This window comes from Streptomyces sp. NPDC025651 (genome assembly GCF_055558735.1).
This window is the reverse complement of record NZ_JBVHLZ010000004.1, coordinates 148,684-172,083: the sequence shown is the minus strand read 5'-3', so window position 1 is coordinate 172,083 and position 23,400 is coordinate 148,684. Positions and strand designations below refer to the sequence as shown.

The window sequence follows — 23,400 nt, the reverse complement described above, 5'->3', positions numbered from 1 at the left end:
GGTATCAGACCGCCCTCATCAGCAGGGTCGCGGCGATGAGTACCGCAGCGCCGCCGAACATCGAGACCGCATACGAGCGGGCGTAGCCGTTCTGCAGTTTGCGCAGCCGGCCGGAGAGGCCGCCGACCGAGGCCGCCGTGCCGTTGACGACTCCGTCGACCAGGGTGTGGTCGACGTAGACCAGGGACCGCGTCAGGTGCTCGCCGCCGCGCACCAGGACGACGTGGTTGAAGTCGTCCTGCAGCAGGTCGCGGCGGGCGGCGCGGGTGAGCACCGAGCCGCGCGGGGCGGTGACCGGGACGGGCCGGCGCCCGTACTGGACGTAGGCCAGGGCGACGCCGATGACGAGGACCACCATGGTGGCGCCCGTGACGGTGGCGGCGCTCAGCGGCGAGTCGCCGTGGTCGTGCCGGGTGACCGGCTCCAGCCAGTGCATGAAGCGGTCGCCGATGCTGAAGAAGCCACCCGCGAAGACCGACCCGAAGGCGAGCAGGATCATCGGGATCGTCATGGACTTCGGGGACTCGTGCGGGTGCGGCTCGGAGTGCTCGCCGCGCGTCTCCGCGGCCGGTTCCACATCCGGTGCGTCCGGGGACGGCGTCCGCTCGTGGCGCCAGCGCTCCTCTCCGAAGAAGGTCATGATCATCACGCGCGTCATGTAGTACGCGGTGATGGCCGCGCCCAGCAGCGCCACCGAGCCGAGGATCCAGCCCTCCGTGCCGCCCTTGGCGAAGGCGGCCTCGATGATCTTGTCCTTGGAGAAGAAGCCGGAGAGCCCCGGGAAGCCGATGATCGCGAGGTAGCCGAGCCCGAAGGTGACGAAGGTGACCGGCATGTACTTCCTGAGGCCGCCGTACTTCCTCATGTCGACCTCGTCGTTCATGCCGTGCATGACCGATCCGGCGCCGAGGAAGAGGCCGGCCTTGAAGAAGCCGTGCGTCACCAGGTGCATGATCGCGAAGACATAGCCGACGGGGCCGAGGCCCGCGGCCAGGATCATGTAGCCGATCTGGGACATCGTCGAGCCCGCGAGGGCCTTCTTGATGTCGTCCTTCGCGCAACCGACGATCGCACCGAACAGGAGCGTGACCGCTCCGACGACGGTGACGACGAGCTGGGCGTCCGGCGCGGCGTTGAAGATCTCGCCGGAGCGGACGATGAGGTAGACACCGGCGGTCACCATCGTGGCGGCGTGGATGAGGGCCGAGACCGGGGTCGGGCCCTCCATCGCGTCACCGAGCCAGGACTGCAGCGGCACCTGGGCCGACTTGCCGCACGCGGCGAGCAGCAGCATCAGGCCGATGGCGGTGAGCTTGCCCTCCGACGTCTCACCCGTGGACTCCAGGACGGGCCCGAAGGCGAACGTCCCGAAGGTGGTGAACATCAGCATGATGGCGATCGACAGGCCCATGTCGCCGACCCGGTTGACCAGGAAGGCCTTCTTCGCGGCGGTGGCCGCGCTGGGCTTGTGCTGCCAGAAGCCGATCAGGAGGTACGAGGCGAGGCCGACGCCCTCCCATCCGACGTACAGGAGGAGGTAGTTGTCGGCGAGGACCAGCAGGAGCATCGCCGCGAGGAACAGGTTCAGGTAGCCGAAGAAACGGCGGCGCCGCTCGTCGTGCTCCATGTACCCGATGGAGTAGATGTGGATCAGGGTGCCCACACCGGAGATCAGCAGGACGAACGTCATCGACAGCTGGTCGAGCTGGAAGGCGACGTCCGCCTGGAAGCCCTCGACGGGGATCCAGCTGAACAGGTGCTGCGACAGGGTGCGTTCCTCCGCGCCCTTGCCGAGCATGTCCGAGAAGAGCACCACGGCGACGACGAAGGATGCGGCCGCGAGCAGCGTGCCGATCCAGTGGCCCGCGCGGTCCAACGCCCGCCCGCCGCACAGCAGTACGGCCGCTCCGAGCAGAGGCGCCGCGACGAGCAGCGCAATCAAGTTCTCTGTATTCACGGTTCCTGCGACCCCTTACAGCTTCATCAGGCTGGCGTCGTCGACCGAGGCCGAGTGGCGGGAACGGAACAGCGACACGATGATCGCGAGCCCGACCACGACCTCCGCGGCGGCGACGACCATCGTGAAGAAGGCGATGATCTGGCCGTCGAGGTTGCCGTGCATCCGGGAGAAGGCCACGAACGCGAGGTTGCAGGCGTTGAGCATGAGCTCGATGCACATGAACACCACGATCGCGTTCCGCCTGATGAGCACGCCGGTCGCGCCGATCGTGAACAACAGGGCGGCGAGATAGAGGTAGTTGACGGGGTTCACTTCGACGCCTCCTCGGTCCGGCCGATGTCGGTCCGCTTGAGGTCGGGCCGCTCCAGGCGGTCGGCGGAGCGCTGCTCCAGCGCCCGCAGGTCGTCCAGGGCCTCGTCCGACACGTCGCGGATCTGGCCGCGCTCGCGCAGCGTCCTGTTGACCGTGAGCTCGGAGGGGGTGCCGTCGGGGAGCAGGCCCGCGATGTCCACGGCGTTGTGCCGGGCGTAGACACCCGGGGCCGGCAGGGGCGGCAGGTGCTTGCCCTCGCGCACGCGCGCCTCGGCCATCTCGCGCTGGGTCCTGGCGCGCTCCGTGCGCTCGCGGTGGGTCATGACCATCGCGCCGACCGTGGCCGTGATGAGCAGGGCGCCGGTGATCTCGAAGGCGAAGACGTACTTGGTGAAGATGAGGGACGCGAGGCCCTCCACGTTGCCACCGGCGTTCGCCTTGCCGAGGCCGTTGAACTCCTTCACCGAGGCGTTCCCGATGCCCGCGAAGAGCAGCACCGCGAAGCCGAGCCCGCACAGGGCGGCCAGCCAGCGCTGCCCCTTGATGGTCTCCTTCAGGGAGTCGGCGGCGGTGACGCCGACCAGCATGACCACGAAGAGGAAGAGCATCATGATCGCGCCGGTGTAGACGACGATCTGGACGATGCCCAGGAAGTACGCGCCGTTGGCGAGGTAGAAGACCGCCAGGATGATCATGGTCCCGGCCAGGCAGAGCGCGCTGTGCACGGCCTTCTTCATGAGGATCGTGCACAGGGCGCCGATCACGGCGACCGTGCCGAGCACCCAGAACTGGAAGGCCTCGCCGGTGGAGGTGGTGTAGGCGGCGAGCGTCATCGGCCGATCACCTTCTCCGACGCCGGCTCGCCGTCACCGAAGGTCGCCGCCGCCTCCTGGGGCGTCTCCCCCTTGGAGAGGGCGACCTGGGGAACCGTCCCCGGCGCCGCCTCGGTCACCAGGCCCCGGTAGTAGTCCTGCTCGTCCATGCCCGGGAAGATCGAGTGCGGGCTGTCGACCATGCCCTCCTCAAGACCGGCGAGCAGCTGCTCCTTGGTGTAGATGAGGTTCTCGCGGCTGCTGTCGGCCAGCTCGAACTCGTTCGTCATCGTCAACGCGCGCGTGGGGCACGCCTCGATGCACAGGCCGCACAGGATGCAGCGGGCGTAGTTGATCTGGTAGACGCGGCCGTACCGCTCGCCGGGCGAGTACCTTTCCTCGTCCGTGTTGTCCGCGCCCTCCACATAGATGGCGTCCGCGGGACAGGCCCAGGCGCAGAGCTCGCAGCCGACGCACTTCTCCAGGCCGTCCGGATGGCGGTTCAGCTGGTGCCTGCCGTGGAAGCGGGGAGCGGTGGTCTTCTGCTGCTCCGGATACTGCTCGGTCAGCCGCTTCTTGAACATGGCCTTGAAGGTCACGCCGAAGCCCGCGACGGGGTTCTGGAACCCCTGCTTCGATTGGTTCGATTCGTGCTGCGACTGTGGTGACTCCTGGTTCGACTCAGCCATCGGACGCCTCCTTTCCGTCACTTCCGGTTCCGTCACTCTGAGTATCCGCCCCACCACTGACAACCAACTCCCGCTCCTGGCGCGAGCGTCGGCGCGGTACGGGCGGCAGGCTCTGCCCCGGCAGCGGCGGCACGGGGAATCCACCGGCCATCGGGTCGAAGGCGACCGGCTTCTCCTCGGCCGCGGCCTCCTTCTCGCGCTTGTCGCGGAAGATGTCGACGACCACGGAGAGCAACAGCAGTGCGATGACCCCGCCGCCCACATAGAGCGCGATCGAGGTGAAGTCGTAGTTCTCGTTCCGCATCGCCCTGACCGTGGCGACGAGCATCAGCCAGACGACCGAGACGGGGATCAGGACCTTCCAGCCGAGCTTCATCAGCTGGTCGTAGCGCACGCGTGGCAGCGTGCCGCGCAGCCAGATGAAGAAGAACAGCAGCAGCTGGACCTTGATCACGAACCAGAGCATCGGCCACCAGCCGTGGTTCGCGCCCTCCCAGAAGGTGCTGATCGGATACGGGGCCCGCCAGCCCCCCAGGAAGAGCGTGACCGAGACCGCCGAGACGGTGACCATGTTGACGTACTCGGCGAGCATGAACAGCGCGAACTTGATGGAGGAGTACTCGGTGTTGAAGCCACCGACGAGGTCACCCTCGGACTCCGGCATGTCGAACGGCGCGCGGTTGGTCTCGCCGACCATCGTCACGATGTAGATCAGGAACGAGACGGGAAGCAGCAGCACGTACCAGCGGTCGGCCTGCGCCTCCACGATCGCCGAGGTCGACATCGACCCGGAGTAGAGGAAGACGGAGGCGAACGCGGCGCCCATCGCGATCTCGTACGAGATCATCTGCGCGCAGGAGCGCAGGCCGCCGAGGAGCGGATACGTGGATCCGGAACTCCAGCCGGCGAGCACGATGCCGTAGATGCCGACGGAGGCGACCGCGAGGATGTAGAGCATCGCGATCGGCAGGTCGGTGAGCTGCATCGTGGTGCGCTGACCGAAGATCGAGACTTCGTTGCCCGCGGGCCCGAAGGGGATCACCGCGATCGCCATGAAGGCCGGGATCGCCGCGACGATCGGGGCAAGGATGTAGACCACCTTGTCCGCGCGCTTGACGATCACGTCTTCCTTGAGCATCAGCTTGATGCCGTCCGCGAGGGACTGCAGCAGACCCCAGGGGCCGTGCCGGTTGGGGCCGATGCGCAGCTGCATCCAGGCGACGACCTTGCGCTCCCACACGATGGAGAAGAGGACCGTCACCATCAGGAACGCGAAGCAGAAGACCGCCTTGAGGGCGATCAGCCACCAGGGATCGCGGCCGAACATGGACAGGTCTTCCGCCGCAAGCGGCACCACAGTGTGCGTCACGACGTCACCTCCGGGGCCTCAGTGGGCTCCGGCAGGACCGCCGGGCCGATGCGGACGAGGTCGCCGGGGCGCGCGCCGGTGTCCGAAGTGACGCCTCCCCCGGTCGAGTTCAGCGGCACCCAGACCACGCGGTCGGGCATCTCCGTGATCTGGAGGGGCAGTTCGGTCGACCCCGCGGGACCGGAGACGGCGAGGACATCGCCGTCCTTCACGCCCGCCTCGGCCGCCGTCGCCGCCGACACGCGCGCGTGGGCCGCGTGCCGCGTGCCGGCCAGCGCCTCGTCGCCGTCCTGGAGGCGGCCCTGGTCGAGCAGCAGCCGGTGTCCGGCGAGCACGGCCTCTCCCGCGGCGGGCCGCGGCGGCTGGGTTCCCGTCTCCAGGGGCTCGGTGGCATGCGGCCCGTCCCAGGCGCCGAGCCGCTCCAGCTCGCGGCGCAGGGTGACCAGGTCGGGCAGGCCGAGGTGGATGTCACCGGCGTCGGCCAGCATGTGCAGCACGCGCGCGTCGGTGGGCGCCAGCCTGCGGGTCATCTGGTCGGGCTTGAGCGCGGCGTCGAACATCCGCACCCTGCCCTCCCAGTTGAGGAACGTGCCGGGCTTCTCGGCGACCGCGGCCACGGGCAGGACCACATCCGCCCGCTCCGTCACCTCGCTGGGCCGCAGCTCCAGCGAGACCAGGAAGCCGACCTCGTCGAGCGCCTCACGCGCGCGTGCCGGGTCCGGCAGGTCGGCGACCTCGACGCCCGCCACCAGAAGGGCGCCGAGCTCGCCGGTCGCGGCGGCCTCGACGATCTGGCCGGTGTCGCGGCCGTAGCGGTGCGGGAGTTCGGCGACGCCCCAGGCGGCCGCGACCTCGTCCCGCGCGCGCGGGTCGGTGGCCGGACGCCCGCCGGGCAGCAGCGACGGCAGCGCGCCCACCTCGATGGCGGCACGCTCCCCGGCCCTGCGCGGGATCCACACCAGGCGGGCCCCGGTCGCGGACGCGGCACGCACGGCCGCGGTGAGCCCACCGGGCACCGCCGCGAGCCGCTCGCCGACCACGATGACCGAGCCTTCGCCGCGCAGCGCCTCGGCGGCCTTCGCCCCGTCGTCCGCGAGGCCGACGCCCGCGGCGAGCGCGTCGAGCCACTCCGTCTCGGTGCCGGGAGCCGCGGCCAGCAGCGTGCCGCCCGCCTTCTCCAGGCCGCGGGTGACGTGCGTGGCGAGGGAGAAGGTGCGCTGGCCGTGCTTGCGCCAGGCCTTGCGCAGCCGCAGGAAGACGCCGGGCGCCTCCTCCTCGGACTCGAACCCGGCGAGCAGGACGGCGGGGGCCTTCTCCAGGAGGGCGTACGTGACGCCGCTCCCGTCCAGGTCCCGGCCGCGCCCCGCGACCCGGGCCGCGAGGAAGTCGGCCTCCTCGCTGCTGTGCACGCGCGCGCGGAAGTCGATGTCGTTCGTGTCGAGGGCCACGCGCGCGTACTTGCTGTAGGCGTAGGCGTCCTCCACGGTGAGGCGGCCGCCGGTCAGCACCCCGGCCCTGCCGCGCGCGGCGGCGAGACCGCGGGCCGCGACGTCCAGGGCCTCGGGCCAACTGGCGGGCTCCAGAACCCCGTCCGCGTTGCGCACCAAGGGAGTGGTGAGCCGGTCCGGCTTCTGCGCGTAACGGAAGCCGAAGCGTCCCTTGTCGCAGATCCACTCCTCGTTGACCTCGGGGTCGTCCTGCGCGAGGCGCCGCATGACCTTGCCGCGCCGGTGGTCCGTGCGGGTCGCGCAGCCGCCGGAGCAGTGCTCGCACACCGACGGCGAGGAGACCAGGTCGAAGGGGCGCGAGCGGAAGCGATACGCCGCCGAGGTGAGCGCGCCGACCGGGCAGATCTGGATGGTGTTCCCGGAGAAGTACGACTCGAAGGGGTCGCCCTCGCCGGTGCCGACCTGCTGGAGGGCGCCGCGCTCGATGAGTTCGATCATCGGGTCGCCGGCGATCTGGTTGCTGAACCGGGTGCAGCGCGCGCAGAGCACGCACCGCTCGCGGTCGAGCAGGACCTGCGTGGAGATCGGCACCGGCTTCTCGTACGTCCGCTTCTTGCCCTCGAAGCGGGAGTCCGGGTCGCCGACCTGCATCGCCTGGTTCTGCAGCGGGCACTCGCCGCCCTTGTCGCAGACCGGGCAGTCCAGCGGGTGGTTGATGAGAAGCAGCTCCATCACGCCGCGCTGCGACTTCTCCGCGACGGGCGAGGTCAGCTGCGACTTCACGACCATGCCGTCGGTGCACGTGATGGTGCAGGACGCCATCGGCTTGCGCTGGCCCTCCACCTCGACGATGCACTGGCGGCAGGCGCCCGCGGGGTCGAGCAGCGGGTGGTCGCAGAAGCGCGGGATCTCGATGCCGAGCAGTTCGGCGGCCCGGATCACCAACGTCCCCTTGGGGACGCTGATCTCGATGCCGTCGATCGTCAGCGACACCAGGTCCTCCGGCGGTACGGCCGGCTCACCGCCCCCGGAGGGAGCGCTATTAGTGGTCACTGTCATGCGTTCACCTCCGTGGTGCGGGAGGGCCGGTCGGCCCAGAGAGTCGACTTGGCCGGGTCGAAGGGGCAGCCCCTGCCGGTGATGTGCTGCTCGTACTCCTCGCGGAAGTACTTCAGCGAGGAGAAGATCGGCGAGGCGGCGCCGTCGCCGAGGGCGCAGAAGGACTTGCCGTTGATGTTGTCGGCGATGTCGTTCAGCTTGTCGAGGTCGGCCATGACGCCCTTGCCGGCCTCGATGTCGCGGAGCAACTGCACCAGCCAGTACGTCCCTTCGCGGCAGGGTGTGCACTTGCCGCAGGACTCGTGGGCGTAGAACTCGGTCCAGCGGGTCACGGCCCGCACGACGCACGTCGTCTCGTCGAAGCACTGCAGCGCCTTCGTGCCGAGCATCGAACCCGCGGCGCCCACGCCCTCGTAGTCCAGGGGGACGTCGAGGTGCTCGTCGGTGAACATCGGGGTCGAAGAGCCGCCGGGCGTCCAGAACTTGAGCCGGTGCCCGGCCCGCATGCCGCCGCTCATGTCGAGCAGCTGGCGCAGCGTGATGCCGAGCGGGGCCTCGTACTGGCCGGGGTTGGTGACGTGCCCGCTGAGCGAGTAGAGCGTGAAGCCGGGCGACTTCTCGCTCCCCATCGACCTGAACCAGTCCTTTCCGCGATGGAGGATCGCGGGAACGGATGCGATGGACTCGACGTTGTTCACCACAGTGGGGCACGCGTAGAGGCCCGCGACGGCAGGGAAAGGGGGACGCAGTCGCGGTTGGCCGCGGCGGCCTTCGAGCGAGTCGAGCAGCGCGGTCTCCTCACCACAGATGTACGCGCCCGCGCCCGCGTGCACGGTGAGTTCGAGATCGAGTCCGCTGCCCAGGACGTTCTTGCCGAGGTAGCCCGCCGCATAGGCCTCGCGGACGGCCTCGTGCAACCGCCGCAGCACGGGGACGACTTCACCGCGCAGATAGATGAAGGCATGCGAAGAGCGGATCGCGTAGCACGCGATGACGATGCCCTCAATGAGGGAATGCGGGTTCGCGAAGAGGAGCGGGATGTCCTTGCAGGTCCCCGGCTCCGATTCGTCGGCGTTGACAACTAGATAGTGCGGCTTGCCGTCTCCCTGCGGAATGAACTGCCACTTCATTCCGGTGGGGAAGCCCGCGCCGCCGCGGCCCCGCAGGCCCGCGTCCTTCACGTACGCGATGAGGTCGTCCGGCGCCATGGCGAGCGCCTTGCGCAGGCCCTCGTACCCCTCGTGGCGCCGGTAGGTCTCCAGGGACCAGGGCTTGTCCTCGTCCCAGAAGGCCGAAAGGACCGGCGCGAGCAGCTTCTCGGGGCTGGTCTCGTTGTTGATCTCGGCTGCCAAGGTCATCACTCCCCCTCCTCGGCGGTCGGTCCGGCCGGGTGCGCCGGGTCGGATGCCGAGGTCTGCTGCGGTGCGTCGTGCGAGCTGAGGTGCTCGGCGGGCGCCTCGTCCTGGGGGCCTCCCTCGCGCGGGTGGACCACGCGCGGCTGCGCCACCTCGCCCTTGGCCAGGCGGAGTCCGATCAGCGAGGCGGGGCCCGCGCCGCCGCTCGCGTCGACGGCGCCGGGCCGCTCGTCGGGGAATCCCGCCAGGATCCGGGCGGTCTCCTTGTACGTGCAGATCGGCGCCCCGCGCGTGGGCTCGACCTGCACGCCCGCGCGCAGGTCGTCGACGAGGCGCTTGGCGGACTCGGGGGTCTGGTTGTCGAAGAACTCCCAGTTGACCATCACCACGGGGGCGAAGTCGCAGGCGGCGTTGCACTCGATGTGTTCGAGCGTGATCTTGCCGTCCTCGGTGGTCTCGTCGTTGCCGACGCCGAGGTGCTGCTTGAGCTCGTCGAAGATCGCGTCGCCGCCCATGACCGCGCACAGGGTGTTGGTGCAGACGCCGACCTGGTAGTCGCCCGACGGCTTGCGCCGGTACATGGTGTAGAAGGTCGCGACGGCCGTGACCTCGGCCGTGGTCAGACCGAGCATGTCGGCGCAGAACCGCATGCCGGTGCGGGTGACATGGCCCTCCTCGGACTGCACCAGGTGCAGCAGCGGGAGGAGCGCGGACCGCGACCCCGGGTAGCGGGCGATGATCTCCTTGGCGTCCGCCTCCAACCGGGCCCGCACGTCCGACGGGTAGTCGGGGGCGGGGAGTTGGGGCATGCCCAGGCTGACGCCCGTGCCCTGCTCTGAAGGAGTGGTGGTCACCGGTCGACGCCTCCCATCACGGGGTCGATGGACGCGACGGCGACGATGACGTCGGCGACCTGGCCGCCCTCGCACATCGCCGCCATGGCCTGCAGGTTGGTGAAGGACGGGTCGCGGAAGTGGACCCGGTAGGGGCGGGTGCCCCCGTCGGAGACGACGTGCACGCCGAGTTCGCCCTTGGGGGACTCGACCGCGGCGTACGCCTGTCCGGGCGGGACCCGGAAGCCCTCGGTCACCAGCTTGAAGTGGTGGATGAGGGCCTCCATGGATGTGCCCATGATCTTCTTGATGTGGTCGAGCGAGTTGCCCAACCCGTCCGGGCCGAGCGCCAGTTGCGCGGGCCAGGCGATCTTCTTGTCGGCGACCATGACCGGGCCGGGGGCGAGCCGGTCCAGGCACTGCTCGACGATGCGCAGCGACTGGCGCATCTCTTCGAGGCGGATCAGGAAGCGGCCGTACGAGTCGCAGGTGTCCGCGGTCGGGATGTCGAAGTCGTAGTTCTCGTAGCCGCAGTAGGGCTGGGTCTTGCGCAGGTCGTGCGGGAGACCGGCCGAGCGCAGCACGGGGCCCGTGGCGCCGAGCGCCATGCAGCCGGCCAGGTCGAGATAGCCGACGTCCTGCATACGGGCCTTGAAGATGGGGTTCCCGGTGGCGAGCTTGTCGTACTCCGGGAGGTTCTTCTTCATCTGCTTCACGAACTCGCGGAGCTGGTCCACGGCGCCCGGCGGCAGGTCCTGGGCGAGTCCGCCGGGTCGGATGTACGCGTGGTTCATCCGCAGGCCGGTGATGAGTTCGTAGATGTCGAGAATGAGTTCACGATCACGGAAGCCGTAGATCATGATCGTCGTGGCGCCGAGCTCCATGCCGCCGGTGGCGATGCACACCAGGTGCGAGGAGAGGCGGTTGAGCTCCATGAGGAGCACGCGGATGATCGAGGCGCGGTCGGGGATCTGGTCCTCGATGCCGAGGAGCTTCTCGACGCCGAGGCAGTACGCCGTCTCGTTGAAGAACGGCGTCAGGTAGTCCATGCGCGTGACGAACGTCGTGCCCTGCGTCCACGTGCGGTACTCGAGGTTCTTCTCGATGCCCGTGTGCAGATAGCCGATGCCGCAGCGGGCCTCGGAGACGGTCTCGCCCTCGATCTCCAGGATCAGCCGGAGCACGCCGTGCGTGGAGGGGTGCTGCGGACCCATGTTGACGATGATGCGCTCGTCGTCGGCCTTGGCCGCGGACTGGACGACCTCGTCCCAGTCGCCGCCGGTGACTGTATATACAGTCCCCTCGGTCGTCTCCCGTGCGGAAGCGTGGGAAGTTCCCTGAGTTGCTGACATCAGCTGTACGACCTCCGCTGGTCCGGAGCCGGGATCTGGGCGCCCTTGTACTCGACGGGGATGCCGCCGAGGGGGTAGTCCTTGCGCTGCGGGAAGCCCTGCCAGTCGTCCGGCATCATGATCCGCGTGAGCGCCGGGTGGCCGTCGAAGATCAGGCCGAAGAAGTCGTACGTCTCGCGCTCGTGCCAGTCGTTGGTCGGATAGACCGCGACCAGCGAGGGGACGTGCGGATCGGCGTCAGGGGCGCTGACTTCGAGCCGGATCAGGCGGTTGTGGGTGATCGAGCGCAGGTGGTAGACGGCGTGGAGCTCGCGGCCCTTGTCGCCCGGGAAGTGCACTCCGCTCACGCCCGTGCAGAGCTCGAAGCGCAGGGCCGGGTCGTCGCGCAGGGTCCGGGCGACGCGGACGAGGTGCTCGCGCGCGATGTGGAAGGTGAGCTCGTCGCGGTCGACGACCGTCTTCTCGATCGCGTTCTCCGGGACGAGGCCCTGCTCCTCCAGGGCCCCCTCCAGTTCGTCGGCGACTTCGTCGAACCAACCGCCGTAGGGGCGCGAGGACGCGCCGGGCAGCGTGACGGTCCGCACGAGTCCGCCGTAGCCGGAGGTGTCGCCGCCGTTGTTGGCGCCGAACATGCCCGTGCGTACGCCGATGACCTCGCCGGACTCGCCGCGCGGGGCGGGTACGCCGTTGCCGTTCAGGTGCTCGTCGTGCGAGTCGTGCGTGTCGCTCACCGCAGCAGCCCCTTCATCTCAATGGTGGGGAGCGCCTTGAGGGCCGCCTCCTCCGCCTCGCGGGCCGCTTCTTCCGCGTTCACGCCGAGCTTTCCGCCCTGGACCTTCTGGTGGAGCTTGAGAATCGCGTCCATCAGCATCTCGGGGCGGGGCGGACACCCGGGCAAATAGATGTCAACCGGGACGACATGGTCCACACCCTGCACAATCGCGTAATTGTTGAACATCCCGCCCGACGATGCACAAACCCCCATGGAAATGACCCACTTGGGGTTGGGCATCTGGTCATAGACCTGCCGCAGCACCGGCGCCATCTTCTGGCTCACCCGGCCGGCCACGATCATCAGGTCCGCCTGGCGCGGTGAGCCGCGGAAGACCTCCATGCCGAAACGCGCCAGGTCGTACCGCCCGGCCCCGGTCGTCATCATCTCGATGGCGCAGCACGCGAGGCCGAACGTGGCGGGGAACATGGATGACTTGCGCACCCAGCCCGCGGCTTGTTCGACGGTCGTCAGCAGAAAACCGCTCGGCAGTTTCTCTTCGATTCCCATGCTCTATGGCCCCTCAGACCTTTAGTCCCATTCCAGGCCGCCGCGCCGCCATACGTACGCGTACGCGACGAAGACGGTGAGCACGAAGAGCAGCATCTCCACGAGCCCGAAGATCCCCAGCGCGTCGAAGGTGACGGCCCAGGGATAGAGGAAGACGATCTCGATGTCGAAGACGATGAAGAGCATCGCCGTCAGGTAGTACTTGATGGGGAATCGCCCACCACCGGCCGGAGTCGGCGTCGGCTCGATGCCGCATTCGTAGGCCTCGAGCTTTGCGCGGTTGTACCGCTTTGGACCGATAAGCGTGGCCATGACCACGGAGAAGATCGCAAAGCCTGCCCCGAGGGCTCCCAGCACGAGGATGGGCGCATAGGCGTTCACGCTCCTCGCTCCTCTCAGTCGGCACTGACTGTTGGCGGTTGCGTCGGACCCGGCCCTGAATCCCATCCGTGGATCCACCGAAGATCGCTTACATGTGAAGCAGGTCACAAGCCCAACTGCCCCGCATCTTATGCCCGGCGGTCTGTGATCTGCGACACGGGGTACGACAACGGCTTTGTGATCTCCACCACCTGACGAAGGATCATGAAGTCGGATGAGCGGTGATCTTCGTACGCGAAGCGCCTGAGTGATCACTAGAGGTGACATCTCAGCTCGTCACCGCTGGTCGAAGCGGTGTCGCCCTATCAAGAGGTGGCACCTGCAGGCAAATTGGTGCTGGACGCGATCACTTGATAGAGGACCCGCGTTCACACTTTGGCGGCAGAGGTGTGGACGAATGTGGACGCGTGCGCCGATTCACGAGCGCGACCGCCTTCGCGCGAAGGCGGCCCGGAGTCCACCAGGAGGGTGGTTCACCGTCCGCTCAATGGGCACCCGAAAACTCCGGGAGATCTCAGGGAGGTCTCAGCGAGATCTCAGGGAGACCCCCGAGGGCCCTCGATGTGACCTGTGCCACAAGGCCCGTCGCGCCGAATAAACCGGGCTTGGCCAACCGCCTCAACCGGTGGTAGACCGAGGGCAATTCGGACGTATCGCAGAAAACCCATGATCACAGGCGTGATCACCGCTGTCCGCATTGCCCGTTACGGCGTCAATAAAGAGCGACACGCCCGGGATTCGGCCGCGAGAACCGCAACTGTGGCGCAGCACACGTTTCTTGAAGGGAACCGTGAGTCCCTGATAGCGGTTGTTCTCATGTCCCACACCGCTCACATACCCAGCCACCGGAAGCCCCGTCGCAGCGCCACCAAGGTCGCCCTGCGCGCCGGAGTTGCCGGTGGCGTCCTCAGCACCCTGGCAGTGGCCGCGGCGGCCGGTACGGCGAACGCGGCCGAGCCGGTGACCGAGACCATCGAGATGCCCACGCTGTCCACCGATCTGTCCGCGCAGATCGCGCAGTCGGCGGACGCCACCCAGCAGGCCGCCGACACCTACGAGTCGCGTGCCGAGCAGGACGCGGCCGCCACCAAGGCCGCCAAGCAGGCCGCCGAGGACCAGGCGCAGGCGGAGAAGAAGGCCGAGGCGAAGCGCAAGGCCGAGGCCGCCGCCAAGAAGAAGGCGGAGGAGGAGCGCGCCTCGCGTTCCGCCGAGCGCACGAACCTCACCACGCAGTCCGGTGGCGGCTCCTCCGCGAGCTCCTCCGACTCGGTCGCCCCGGCCAGCGGCAGCGTCGGCTCGGTCATCGGCTTCCTCAAGGCCCAGCTGGGCGACGCGTATGTGATGGGTGCCTCGGGCCCCAACGCCTGGGACTGCTCCAGCCTGGTGCAGGCCGCGTTCAAGCAGGCGGGCGTGGACCTTCCGCGCGTCTCGCAGGACCAGTCGACGATGGGCACCGAGGTCGGCACCTCGAACCTGCAGGTCGGCGACATCCTCTACTGGGGTGGCAAGGGCTCCGCGTACCACGTGGGCGTCTACATCGGTAACGGCCAGTACCTGGACGCCGCCAACCCCAGCAAGGGCGTTGTCATCCAGGACCTGTCGGGTTACCCGGCCTCGGGCGCCGTGCGCGTCCTCTGAGGGCCCCACACAGGCACACGACGAAGGGCCGGAACCCCCAGCGGGGTTCCGGCCCTTCGCGCGCTCTCAGCGCCGTCTGGCGCCCTCAGCGCCGCCGCGCGCCCTCCCGGAACGCCTTGCGTACGGCGGGGCGGTCGACCCACATCGTCAGGAGCGTCGTCCCCAGGGCGGCCCAGAAGAGCGTGGTGGGCAGCCCGCGTTCGGTCCACGGCACCAGGGTGAGCAGCAGCGTGCACACCATCACGGCGGCGGACTGCCCGGCGGCGAGCCGGGCCCATCCGTCGCGGCGCAGCAGGGAACGCACGTTCAGGCGGACGCCCTTGCGCCGCCGGTGGAACCGCAGCGCCGCGCCCAGCAGCCAGATCACGGTGAGCGGCACCAGGTCCCACAGCCGCTGGCCGAGGGCGAGCGGCAGTTCGCGCGGGGTCTCGCCGTCCGTCGTGAAGAGGTCGAGGCCCGCGGCGATGAGGGCGAGGCAGAACAGGGCGAGCCAGCGGGTGCCGCGCAGCATCCGGTAGGTGGCGGCGTCGAGTTGGGCCCGCATGTCCGCCGAGTCCGGGGCGACGGCGAGCGCGTCGGCGTACAGGTCGGCGGCGTCGGCGGCCCGGACGCCCGGGGCCTCTGCGGCCCGGCGCGTCTGTCCGCTCAGCGCCTCCGCGTGGGTCGGGTCGAGCCGCAGGATGGCGCGCTCCATCGCGTCGGCCGTCTCCGCGTCCCCGGAGAGGTCCGCGATGAACAGGGCCTTCTCGTACGGGCCGATCTCCTCGGGAGCGAGCCGGATCGCCTCCTGGACCAGCTCCCTCGGCTCCCCCGCCACCGCGTCCGAGTTGATGTCCTCGGTCTCGATGCGGCCGGTCCCGATCTCCTGGCCCCGGCGGACGATGTTCCGCCGGAAGAGGAGGTCGGCGAGCATCGAGTAACTGCCCCAGAAGCCCGGGCTGAGCCGGATCGCCGTGCGCAGCGCCGCTTCCGCTTCGTCGAAGCCCCGGCCGCTCAGGCGCAGCGCCTGCGCGTGCACGAGCAGCACGTTGACGTTCTCGGGCGTGAGCCGCAGGGCCCGCTCGGTCGCCTCGAGTGCCTGTTGCGGACGGTCGGCCCGCAGGTGGCAGCGGGCGAGCTGCTCCCATGCCGCGACGTCGTCGGGCTCCTCGGCGAGCCGCCGCCCGAGGAGCTCCACCGCCTCGTCGTTCCGTCCGAGGGACACCAGTCCCTCGGCCCGCTCGACCGCCTGATCCAGACTCATAGCTTCCGCTTCTTCTTCAGGTACGCCACGAGGTCGTCGTAGGCGCCGCCCTCGTTCGCGTACATCGCCACGTTGCGGGCCGACGCGAACCACGGGTCGGCGGAGGGCACGGTCTGCCTGACCGCGCCGAGGAGGTCCTTCATCCCGATCATGCGGATGGTGCCGGTGCGCGCGGAGTCGAGCAGCGCGCTCTCGGCGGCCACCTCGCAGACATGCGCGAGGTCGGCACCGGAGAGGCCTTCGGTGGCCTTGGCCAGCTTGCCCAAGTCGATGTTCTCGATGGGGCGTTCGCTCAGGTGGTAGCGGAGGACGGCCTCGCGGGCCGGGGCGTCGGGCGGCAGCACGAGCAGGGTGCGGTCGAAGCGGCCGGGGCGGCGCAGGGCGATGTCGACGTCCCAGGGAACGTTCGTGGCGGCGAGCACGAAGACGCCCTCGTTGGCCGCGGCGTCGACGCCGTCGAGCTCGGTGAGCAGCTGGTTGACGGTGTTGCGCATGCCGCTGCTCTGGGTGCGGCTGCGCTTGCCGCCCAGGGCGTCCAGTTCGTCCAGGAACACGACGCAGGGGGCCTGGCGGCGGGCGGTCTCGAAGACCTCGTGCATGTTGCGTTCGGAGTTGCCGATCCACATGTCGAGCACGTCGTTGACCGACACCGACAGGAAGCCGGCGCCGAGTTCACCGGCGATAGCACGGGCGATGAAGGTCTTGCCGCAGCCCGGAGGCCCGTACAGGAGAAGGCCGCCGCGCAGGCTCTTGCCGTACAGCCTGCGCAGTTCGGGGTTGCGCAGGGGGGCGAGGAACGCGGCCTCCAGGCGGTCCTTGACGTCCTGCATGCCGCCGACGTCGGCGAGCCGCACGGCACCGGGCGCCGCGGTGTCCTGGACGTCCCACGCCTGCGCGTCGCCGGGGTCCCCGCTGCCGTCCTCGGCGAGCGGCGCCTCCACGAACCGGGGCGGGACGGCGTCGCCGACCTGGTCCTCGGCGGCCCGCCAGTCGAAGCCCTGCGGAGCGGCGGGAGCCTGGGCCTGCGGAGCGGCGGGAGCCTGGGCCTGCGGCCTCGGCTCGGCGGGCGCCTGGGCCTGCGGCCTCGGCTCGGCGGGCGCCCGCGGTGCCGGGGGCAGTCCCATGGCCCGGCCCATCAGCTCCCGGGCCTGGGCGTCGCCCGGCGCGTGCTGGAGGGCGACCGCCACCTCGGCCACGGCGTCGTCGGCGTGCCCCGCGTCCAGGAGCAGCTGGGCGAGGTGCAGGCGGAGCGGTACGTCCTGGGGCGCAGCCGAGACAGCGGTGCGCAAGCTGGCTATGAGGGGGGAGTCGGCCGACATGGCGCCCACTGTACGAAGCGGGCGCCACTGTCGAGCAGGCGGGATCAGGCTTCCACGGCCAGCTCGCCCATCGGTCCCCAACCCGTGTTCGGGATGTCGGCGTTGATGATCTCGGGGGTGGCGGCGATGAGCCCGGCCATCGTCTCCAGGCCCGCCTTGAAGTGGTCGGACTGGACGTGCACCGCGCCCGCCTCGGCGTCCCGGAAGCCCTCCAGGAGGACGTACTGGTTCGGGTCGTCGACGCTGCGCGACCAGTCGAAGAAGAGGTTGCCCTCCTCGGCCCGGGTGGCGGCGGTGAACGCGGCGGTGTGCTCCAGCCAGGACTCGGCGTGCTCGGGGCGGACGGTGAACTTCACTGCGATGAAAATCATCCGTCCACCCTGCCTCTGACCAGGCACTCGGACCAAATCGGGCGATTGGTCCCCGGCGCGACCTGCGTCACGCCGTCACGCCGTCACGCCGTCATGTCGTCATGCGCGCGGAGCCACCTTGCTCAGGCCGTTGATGATGCGGTCCATCGCGTCGCCGCCCGTCGGGTCCGTCAGGTTCGCCAGCATCTTCAGCGTGAACTTCATCAGGACGGGGTGGGTCAGACCGCGCTGCGTGGCGATCTTCATGACCTTCGGGTTGCCGATGAGCTTCACGAAGGCGCGGCCCAGCGTGTAGTAGCCGCCGTAGGTCTCCTTGAGCGTCTGCGGATAGTTCTGCAGCGCCAGTTCACGCTGGGCGGGGGTGGCACGCGCGTGTGCCTGCACGATGACGTCCGCCGCGATCTGGCCGGACTCCATGGCGTATGCGATGCCCTCGCCGTTGAAGGGGTTGACCAGGCCGCCCGCGTCGCCGACCAGGAGCAGGCCCTTGGTGTAGTGCGGCTGGCGGTTGAAGGCCATCGGCAGGGCGGCGCCCCGGATCGGCATCGTCATGTTCTCCGGGGTGTAGCCCCAGTCCTCCGGCATCGAGGCGCACCACGCCTTGAGGACCTCGCGCCAGTCGAGCTCGCGGAAGGCCTTGGAGGAGTTGAGGATGCCGAGGCCGACGTTGGACGTGCCGTCGCCCATGCCGAAGATCCAGCCGTAGCCGGGCAGGAGCCGGTCCTCGCCGGGCCCGCGGCGGTCCCACAGTTCCAGCCACGACTCCAGGTAGTCGTCGTCGTGGCGGGGCGAGGTGAAGTAGGTGCGGACCGCGACGCCCATCGGGCGGTCCTCGCGGCGGTGCAGGCCCATGGCGAGCGAGATCCGCGAGGAGTTGCCGTCGGCCGCGACGACGAGCGGGGCGTGGAAGGTGACCGGGGTCTTCTCCTCGCCGAGCTTGGCGTGCACGCCGGTGATGCGGCCGGTGCGGTCGTCGATGATCGGGGCGCCGACGTTGCAGCGCTCGTACAGGCGCGCGCCCGCCTTCTGTGCCTGCCGGGCCAGCTGCTCGTCGAAGTCGTCACGCTTGCGCACGAGGCCGTAGTCGGGATAGGAGGCGAGATCCGGCCAGTCCAGCTGGAGCCGCACGCCGCCGCCGATGATGCGCAGGCCCTTGTTCCGGAGCCAGCCCGCCTCTTCGGAGATGTCGATGCCCATGGACACGAGCTGCTTCGTGGCGCGGGGGGTCAGGCCGTCGCCGCAGACCTTCTCCCGTGGGAACGCGGTCTTCTCAAGGAGGAGTACGTCGAGCCCGGCCTTCGCCAGGTAGTACGCCGTCGTCGAACCGGCGGGCCCGGCTCCGACGACAATTACGTCCGCGGTGTGTTCGGAGAGGGGCTCGGTCACGGCGGGTTCTCCCCAAGGCTCGAAATCTGTGTGCCGACCGGCACGGGATATGGGCAGTCTATGAGGCGGTACTGATCAGCCAGCCGAAGGGCCACACGTGACCGAGCAGACCGAGACCCTGCCCGCGCTGCACCTCCCCCAGGTGCGGCTGCGCGTCCCCACCCATGAGGACGCCTTCGTCTGGCACCGGCTCTTCGACGACCCCGAGGTCATGGAGTTCTTCGGCGGCCGGTCCGCCGAGCTGTCCATGTACGAGGAGCTGACCGCCCGGCAGCGCAGACACGACGCCGAACTGGGTTACTGCCTGTGGACGTTGCTCGACCCGGAGGGGGAGCCGATCGGCTTCGCGGGCGGCCAGCCCTGGCCCCGCCCCTGGGGGCCGGTCGGCGAGATCGAGATCGGCTGGCGGCTCGCCCGCTCGGCCTGGGGCAAGGGGTACGCGTCCGCCGCGGCCCACGCCACCGTCGAACGGATGCGCGCGGTGGGCGTGCCGAGCGTGGTGGCGATGGTCGACGACGGCAACAAGCGCTCCATCGCGGTGACCCGGCGGCTCGGCATGGAGCGCGCCGAGTCGTTCACCACTCCCCCGCGGATCCCGGGCGTCGAGGCGTCACGGCGCACGGCGCACTGCTTCCGGCTCACCCTGTAGCGGGGCTACCCTGCCCGTACGGCAGGGGGTGACATCTGTGCGCAAACCACCCGAGTCCCCTGAGGAATCAGGGGCATCAGGGACGCCCGATGTCCGCGTGCCGAGGCTGGTCGGCCTGATGGCGCTCGACGCCCGCGAGGCCGCCGCCCGGCACGGAGTGCGGCTCGTGGCGCCCGACCGTCCCGGCTTCCACGACGTCGTCCTCGACTACGTCGTACGCCAGTACCCCCCGCCCGGCGTCGAGGTGCCGCACGGCGCGGCCGTCACCGTCTGGTGCGACCTCGGCCCCGGCGAGGCCGAGGGCGGCGCGGGCGTGCGCGAGCCGCGCCGCCCGGGGACGCCGGGCGGCGGACTGCGCAGGGAGCTGGACGAGCCGGGGCCCGAGGTGCCGACGGCCTGGTGAGCCCGGGCGCCGGTCGCGGCCCCGCCCGGCCGTGTCACGTCAGTGCGTGAGCCGCCAGGTGTCCAGCGCGGTCGCGTGCGTCTTCGCGCCCTCGCCCGCGGGCCAGAAGTCCTCGCGCCAGGAGAGCTGGATCGCGTACTCCGTGCCGTTCTCCGCGACGTAACTCTGGTTGATGGCGTGGATCTCGCGGCCCGCCTCGTCGGTGTACGTGTACTCCCAGATCGCGCCGTCCTGCCCCTGGAAGGTGTTCCTCTCCATCCGCACGCGCTCGTAGTCCGACTTGTCCGGCGCGGACTTGGTGTGCTTCTCGATGTTCGTGAAGTTCTCGTACGAGGTGTAGGGCGCGTCCGTGACGACGCCGACGAGGAACTCCTCGCGCCCGGTCGACCCCGCGTACGTGATCTGCCCCGGGCGCTCCGGGTTCACGGACTGCCGGGTCCACCCCTCGGGCGCCGCGAAGGAGAAGCCTTCGGGGTCCGTCACCAGCGCGGAGCCGGCGGGGACCTCGGGCTCACCGGCGACTCCGGCGCTGCCGCTCGGCTCGGGGCTCGCCTGCGGGCTCCGCGAGACCACCGGGCTCGGGGCCTGGCTCGGCCCCTCGGACCGGCTGACCGAGGGGTTGCCGTCCTTGTTCTTGCCCTCGGCCTCGTCGTCGCCGCTGTCCTGCCAGAGCAGGATGCCGGCCGCCGCGCCACCGCCGACCAGGAAGGCACCGGCGATGGTGGCCACCCAGATCGCCGCGCGGCTGCGGGGCTTGGCGGCGGGGGGCTGGTGGCCGAGGTGGACGGGGTGGGGGTCGTACGGCGGGCTGGGCAGGGCGGCCGCCTGGGTGGGCAGCCCGGCTTGGTGGGTGGCGGCGGGGGTGCCTGCGGGAGGCGTACCGGCGGGGGTGCCCGCCGGGGGTGTGCCCGGCGCCGGAGCCTGCGGCGGCCCCGGCATCGGCGGCACCGCCTGGACCGGGCCCTGAGCCCCGCCCCGCTGCCCCGCCATCTGCAGCAGATACGGCGCGAGCAGCGTCGCGGGGAAGATCCACAGCATCCCGAAGAGCAGCATCTCCGCGACGCCGGGCCCGGCCTCCACGCCGCCCGATCCCGCGGGCCCGCCGGAGCCGCCGAAGCCCGAACTCCCGTCGAAGGCCTGGCCGGATACCTCGACGCCGATCCCGCTGAAGGCGGCGAGCAGCAGGACGAGCCCGAAGAAGACACCCGCGGCCAGGAGTTGCTCGCCGCGGCCCGCGCAGCGCCGTGCCGCGAGCACACCGAGCGTCAGCGCGCAGACCAGGCCGAGCGCCAACGCCCCCACGATCGCCCAGTCGTTGGTGACGTCGCCCAGTTCGGAGAGGCCGAAGGCCCCGCTCTCCTGACCGCTGCCGTACATCGAGCTGCTGCCGCGCACCGACGCCTCCGCGCCCGCGCCCCAGCCGATGCCGAGCGCCGTGACCGCGAGGTTCGGCAGGACGAGCAGCGCGACCAGGAGCGGCGAGACGTCCGCGTCGTCGAGGTCGGTGAGTTCGGCGAGGTCGTCGATCTGGGCCAGGCTGACGAAGGCGACGACCGAGCAGAGCACGAGGACGACGGCGAGGGCGCGCAGCGCGGTGCCGGTGGCCCGTACGAAGGCCTGCGCGGCGGGCCGCTCCGCCAGCCGGTGAACCAGGTCGTGGCGGTGCAACACCCCGTAGGAGACGGCGAGTCCGAGCACCAGCGCGCCCAGCGCGGCGAGCGCGGGGGACGACGACAGCTCGACGCCCTCGATCTCGGGCTGCGCGAAGAGCGCGAGCGCCAGGACGCCCGCGGTCACCGACAGCGTGACCCGCACGGCCGCCTCCAGCCCCGCGGTGCCGCCGGTCTGTCCGGCGCCGCGCGCCACGAGGCGGTTGCGCAGGACGCGTACGCCGACGAAGAGCGCCAGGACCCACAGCACGGTCACGGTGAGCGGGACGAAGTGCAGGGCCGCGGTGCCTTCGAGGGCGGAGCCCGAGGCGTCGGAGCCCATGGCGTCGGAGCCCATGGCGTCCGAACCCATCCCCAGGCCACCGTCGCCGTCCGAGCCGCCGAAGGACGGCCGCTGCTCACGGCCCGTCAGCTCGAAGCCGCCGCCGACCGATTGGAGCAGCAGCGCGAGCGCGATGCGCAGCCTGTCGGTGAAGTCGACGACGACCTCGTCGTCCTGGCCGTACGCCGGGATCGCCAGGGCCATGGCCCCGACGAGCAGCAGCGCCACGGGCCAGAGCGCGGCCTGCAGCGAACCGGCCCAGTCCCCGCGGAACGTACGCCCGAGGAAGGCGCCGACAGGCGAGGGGGCGGCGGGGCCGCCGGGGGCCGGGGTGTAGGCGGGAGGGGGCGGCGAGGCGGGTGTCGCGGGGACCTCGGCGGCGGCCGGAGCCTCCGCGGGAGCAGCCGGAGCCTCCGCCGGGGCGGGCGGGGCCTGCGCCGGGGCGGGCGGGGCCTGCGGTGGCGACGGTTCCGGGAGGCGTTCCTTGCCGCACTTCATGCAGAAGCGGGCCTCATCAGGAGCGGGAGCCCCGCAGTGTGGGCAGTACGACGCCATCGAAACGCTCCGTCAGTCCAGGAGTTCACCAGCAACAGGGCCAACCCGTAAGCGCCGCATAAAGAAACGGCCGGGTCGTATCAACGGACACATCTTGCCCGGTGGCCGGTTCCCTTCGGCACGGGATCCCTGTTCTCGACTGAAGCGTTACGAGGCTCTCAACTGGGGCGTGGCGCGGCGCCGTTCGCTCAGCCCTGCTTGAACCCCCGGTGCAGCGCCACGACACCGCCCGTCAGGTTCCGCCAGGCCACCTTCGACCAGCCCGCGTCCTGCAGCAGCGCGGCGAGCGAGGGCTGGTCCGGCCAGGAGCGGATCGACTCGGCGAGGTACACGTACGCGTCCGGGTTGGAGGACACCGCGCGCGCGACCGGCGGCAGCGCCCGCATCAGGTACTCCTCGTAGACCGTGCGGAACGGCGCCCACGTCGCGTGCGAGAACTCGCAGATCACGACCCGGCCGCCGGGCTTCGTCACGCGGTACAGCTCGCGCAGCGCGGCGCCCGTGTCCTGGATGTTGCGCAGCCCGAAGGAGATGGTGACGGCGTCGAAGGTGTCGTCCTTGAACGGCAGCTTCGTCCCGTCGCCCGCGGTGAACGGCATCCAGGGGTGGCGCTGCTTGCCGACCCGCAGCATGCCGAGCGAGAAGTCGCACGGCACGACGTACGCGCCCGCCTGTGCGAAGGGCTGCGAGGAGGTGGCGGTGCCGGCGGCGAGGTCGAGGACCTTCTGCGCGGGGCGGGCGTCGACCGCTTTGGCTACCTCTTTGCGCCAGAGGCGGGACTGGCCGAGCGAGAGTACGTCGTTGGTCAGGTCGTAGCGTTCTGCCACGTCGTCGAACATGGTGGCGACTTCGTGGGGCTGCTTGTCCAAAGAGGCTCGGGTCACCCGGCCTATTGTGTCAGGCCGGGCTTCTGCCTTGGCGGCGCCCTCTTTCGCCTGCGGCGGGCTCTTCGCGGGAGCGTCTGGCGGGTTCCGTCCTTGGCGGGTGCGGGT

Annotated in this window: 21 protein-coding genes; 3 read left to right on the top strand and 18 right to left on the bottom strand. The window is 70.2% G+C overall.

From position 1 onward, the window contains the following. Positions 1-4: 4 nt before the first annotated feature. The 12 genes from nuoL to ACZ4D5_RS17035 are packed head-to-tail and all read right to left on the bottom strand — an operon-like array spanning position 5 to position 12,852. Positions 5-1,957, bottom strand: a complete 1,953-nt coding sequence (gene nuoL / locus ACZ4D5_RS17090) for an NADH-quinone oxidoreductase subunit L (protein ID WP_467773191.1) — start codon at positions 1,955-1,957, stop codon at positions 5-7. Positions 1,958-1,972: 15 nt separating this feature from the next. Then, the gene (nuoK, locus tag ACZ4D5_RS17085; RefSeq protein ID WP_003974374.1) at positions 1,973-2,272 is read right to left on the bottom strand and encodes an NADH-quinone oxidoreductase subunit NuoK; all 300 of its coding nucleotides are present in this window, start codon (positions 2,270-2,272) and stop codon (positions 1,973-1,975) included. Continuing rightward, entirely contained in the window at positions 2,269-3,105 is an 837-nt protein-coding gene (locus tag ACZ4D5_RS17080) for an NADH-quinone oxidoreductase subunit J (RefSeq protein WP_467773190.1), read from the bottom strand. The genes nuoK and ACZ4D5_RS17080 overlap by 4 nt, the downstream gene beginning before the upstream one ends. Then, positions 3,102-3,773 carry an NADH-quinone oxidoreductase subunit NuoI gene (gene nuoI, locus ACZ4D5_RS17075; protein WP_467773189.1) on the bottom strand — a complete coding sequence of 224 codons (672 nt, stop codon included), beginning with the start codon at positions 3,771-3,773 and terminating at the stop codon, positions 3,102-3,104. The genes ACZ4D5_RS17080 and nuoI overlap by 4 nt, the downstream gene beginning before the upstream one ends. Next, positions 3,766-5,100 (bottom strand): NADH-quinone oxidoreductase subunit NuoH, encoded by a 1,335-nt coding sequence (nuoH, locus tag ACZ4D5_RS17070; protein ID WP_467773574.1) that lies wholly within the window; start codon positions 5,098-5,100, stop codon positions 3,766-3,768. Before nuoH ends, nuoI begins: the two co-directional genes overlap by 8 nt. Positions 5,101-5,138: 38 nt before the next feature. Then, positions 5,139-7,649, bottom strand: a complete 2,511-nt coding sequence (locus ACZ4D5_RS17065) for an NADH-quinone oxidoreductase subunit G (protein WP_467773188.1) — start codon at positions 7,647-7,649, stop codon at positions 5,139-5,141. After that, on the bottom strand, positions 7,646-9,007 hold the full coding sequence (nuoF, locus tag ACZ4D5_RS17060) for an NADH-quinone oxidoreductase subunit NuoF (protein WP_467773187.1): 1,362 nt from the start codon (positions 9,005-9,007) through the stop codon (positions 7,646-7,648). Before nuoF ends, ACZ4D5_RS17065 begins: the two co-directional genes overlap by 4 nt. Next, entirely contained in the window at positions 9,007-9,858 is an 852-nt protein-coding gene (nuoE, locus tag ACZ4D5_RS17055; RefSeq protein ID WP_467773186.1) for an NADH-quinone oxidoreductase subunit NuoE, read from the bottom strand. Before nuoE ends, nuoF begins: the two co-directional genes overlap by 1 nt. Further along, positions 9,855-11,189, bottom strand: coding sequence for an NADH-quinone oxidoreductase subunit D (locus ACZ4D5_RS17050; RefSeq protein WP_467773185.1), 1,335 nt, complete (start codon positions 11,187-11,189; stop codon positions 9,855-9,857). Before ACZ4D5_RS17050 ends, nuoE begins: the two co-directional genes overlap by 4 nt. Continuing rightward, positions 11,189-11,920 carry an NADH-quinone oxidoreductase subunit C gene (locus ACZ4D5_RS17045; RefSeq protein ID WP_467773184.1) on the bottom strand — a complete coding sequence of 244 codons (732 nt, stop codon included), beginning with the start codon at positions 11,918-11,920 and terminating at the stop codon, positions 11,189-11,191. Before ACZ4D5_RS17045 ends, ACZ4D5_RS17050 begins: the two co-directional genes overlap by 1 nt. Next, positions 11,917-12,471 (bottom strand): NuoB/complex I 20 kDa subunit family protein, encoded by a 555-nt coding sequence (locus ACZ4D5_RS17040; protein WP_467773183.1) that lies wholly within the window; start codon positions 12,469-12,471, stop codon positions 11,917-11,919. The genes ACZ4D5_RS17045 and ACZ4D5_RS17040 overlap by 4 nt, the downstream gene beginning before the upstream one ends. Before the next feature lie 21 nt (positions 12,472-12,492). Then, a complete protein-coding gene (locus ACZ4D5_RS17035; protein WP_003992243.1) occupies positions 12,493-12,852 on the bottom strand; it encodes an NADH-quinone oxidoreductase subunit A in 360 nt (119 codons plus the stop codon). 816 nt (positions 12,853-13,668) lie between these two features. Here ACZ4D5_RS17035 and ACZ4D5_RS17030 point away from each other — a divergent pair. Next, positions 13,669-14,490, top strand: coding sequence for a C40 family peptidase (locus ACZ4D5_RS17030; RefSeq protein ID WP_467773182.1), 822 nt, complete (start codon positions 13,669-13,671; stop codon positions 14,488-14,490). 85 nt (positions 14,491-14,575) lie between these two features. Here ACZ4D5_RS17030 and ACZ4D5_RS17025 read toward each other — a convergent pair whose 3' ends face one another. From ACZ4D5_RS17025 to ACZ4D5_RS17010, 4 genes are all read right to left on the bottom strand, one after another. Continuing rightward, the gene (locus ACZ4D5_RS17025) at positions 14,576-15,733 is read right to left on the bottom strand and encodes a TPR domain-containing protein (RefSeq protein WP_467773181.1); all 1,158 of its coding nucleotides are present in this window, start codon (positions 15,731-15,733) and stop codon (positions 14,576-14,578) included. After that, positions 15,730-17,052 carry an ATP-binding protein gene (locus ACZ4D5_RS17020; protein ID WP_467773180.1) on the bottom strand — a complete coding sequence of 441 codons (1,323 nt, stop codon included), beginning with the start codon at positions 17,050-17,052 and terminating at the stop codon, positions 15,730-15,732. Before ACZ4D5_RS17020 ends, ACZ4D5_RS17025 begins: the two co-directional genes overlap by 4 nt. A gap of 44 nt (positions 17,053-17,096) precedes the next feature. Next, positions 17,097-17,423, bottom strand: a complete 327-nt coding sequence (locus ACZ4D5_RS17015) for a putative quinol monooxygenase (protein ID WP_055696891.1) — start codon at positions 17,421-17,423, stop codon at positions 17,097-17,099. Positions 17,424-17,522: 99 nt separating this feature from the next. Beyond that, on the bottom strand, positions 17,523-18,809 hold the full coding sequence (locus tag ACZ4D5_RS17010; RefSeq protein WP_467773179.1) for a geranylgeranyl reductase family protein: 1,287 nt from the start codon (positions 18,807-18,809) through the stop codon (positions 17,523-17,525). 97 nt (positions 18,810-18,906) lie between these two features. Between ACZ4D5_RS17010 and ACZ4D5_RS17005 the strand changes: the two genes are divergently transcribed. Then, positions 18,907-19,458 carry a GNAT family N-acetyltransferase gene (locus ACZ4D5_RS17005; RefSeq protein ID WP_467773178.1) on the top strand — a complete coding sequence of 184 codons (552 nt, stop codon included), beginning with the start codon at positions 18,907-18,909 and terminating at the stop codon, positions 19,456-19,458. Positions 19,459-19,555: 97 nt separating this feature from the next. Next, positions 19,556-19,861: a PASTA domain-containing protein gene (locus ACZ4D5_RS17000; protein ID WP_467773177.1), complete on the top strand. Its 306-nt coding sequence runs from the start codon at positions 19,556-19,558 to the stop codon at positions 19,859-19,861. 39 nt (positions 19,862-19,900) lie between these two features. Here the strand turns inward: ACZ4D5_RS17000 and ACZ4D5_RS16995 are convergent, their stop codons facing one another. Further along, the gene (locus ACZ4D5_RS16995) at positions 19,901-22,408 is read right to left on the bottom strand and encodes a zinc ribbon domain-containing protein (RefSeq protein WP_467773176.1); all 2,508 of its coding nucleotides are present in this window, start codon (positions 22,406-22,408) and stop codon (positions 19,901-19,903) included. Positions 22,409-22,596: 188 nt separating this feature from the next. Beyond that, the gene (locus ACZ4D5_RS16990) at positions 22,597-23,292 is read right to left on the bottom strand and encodes a demethylmenaquinone methyltransferase (RefSeq protein ID WP_467773175.1); all 696 of its coding nucleotides are present in this window, start codon (positions 23,290-23,292) and stop codon (positions 22,597-22,599) included. Positions 23,293-23,400 lie beyond the last annotated feature (108 nt).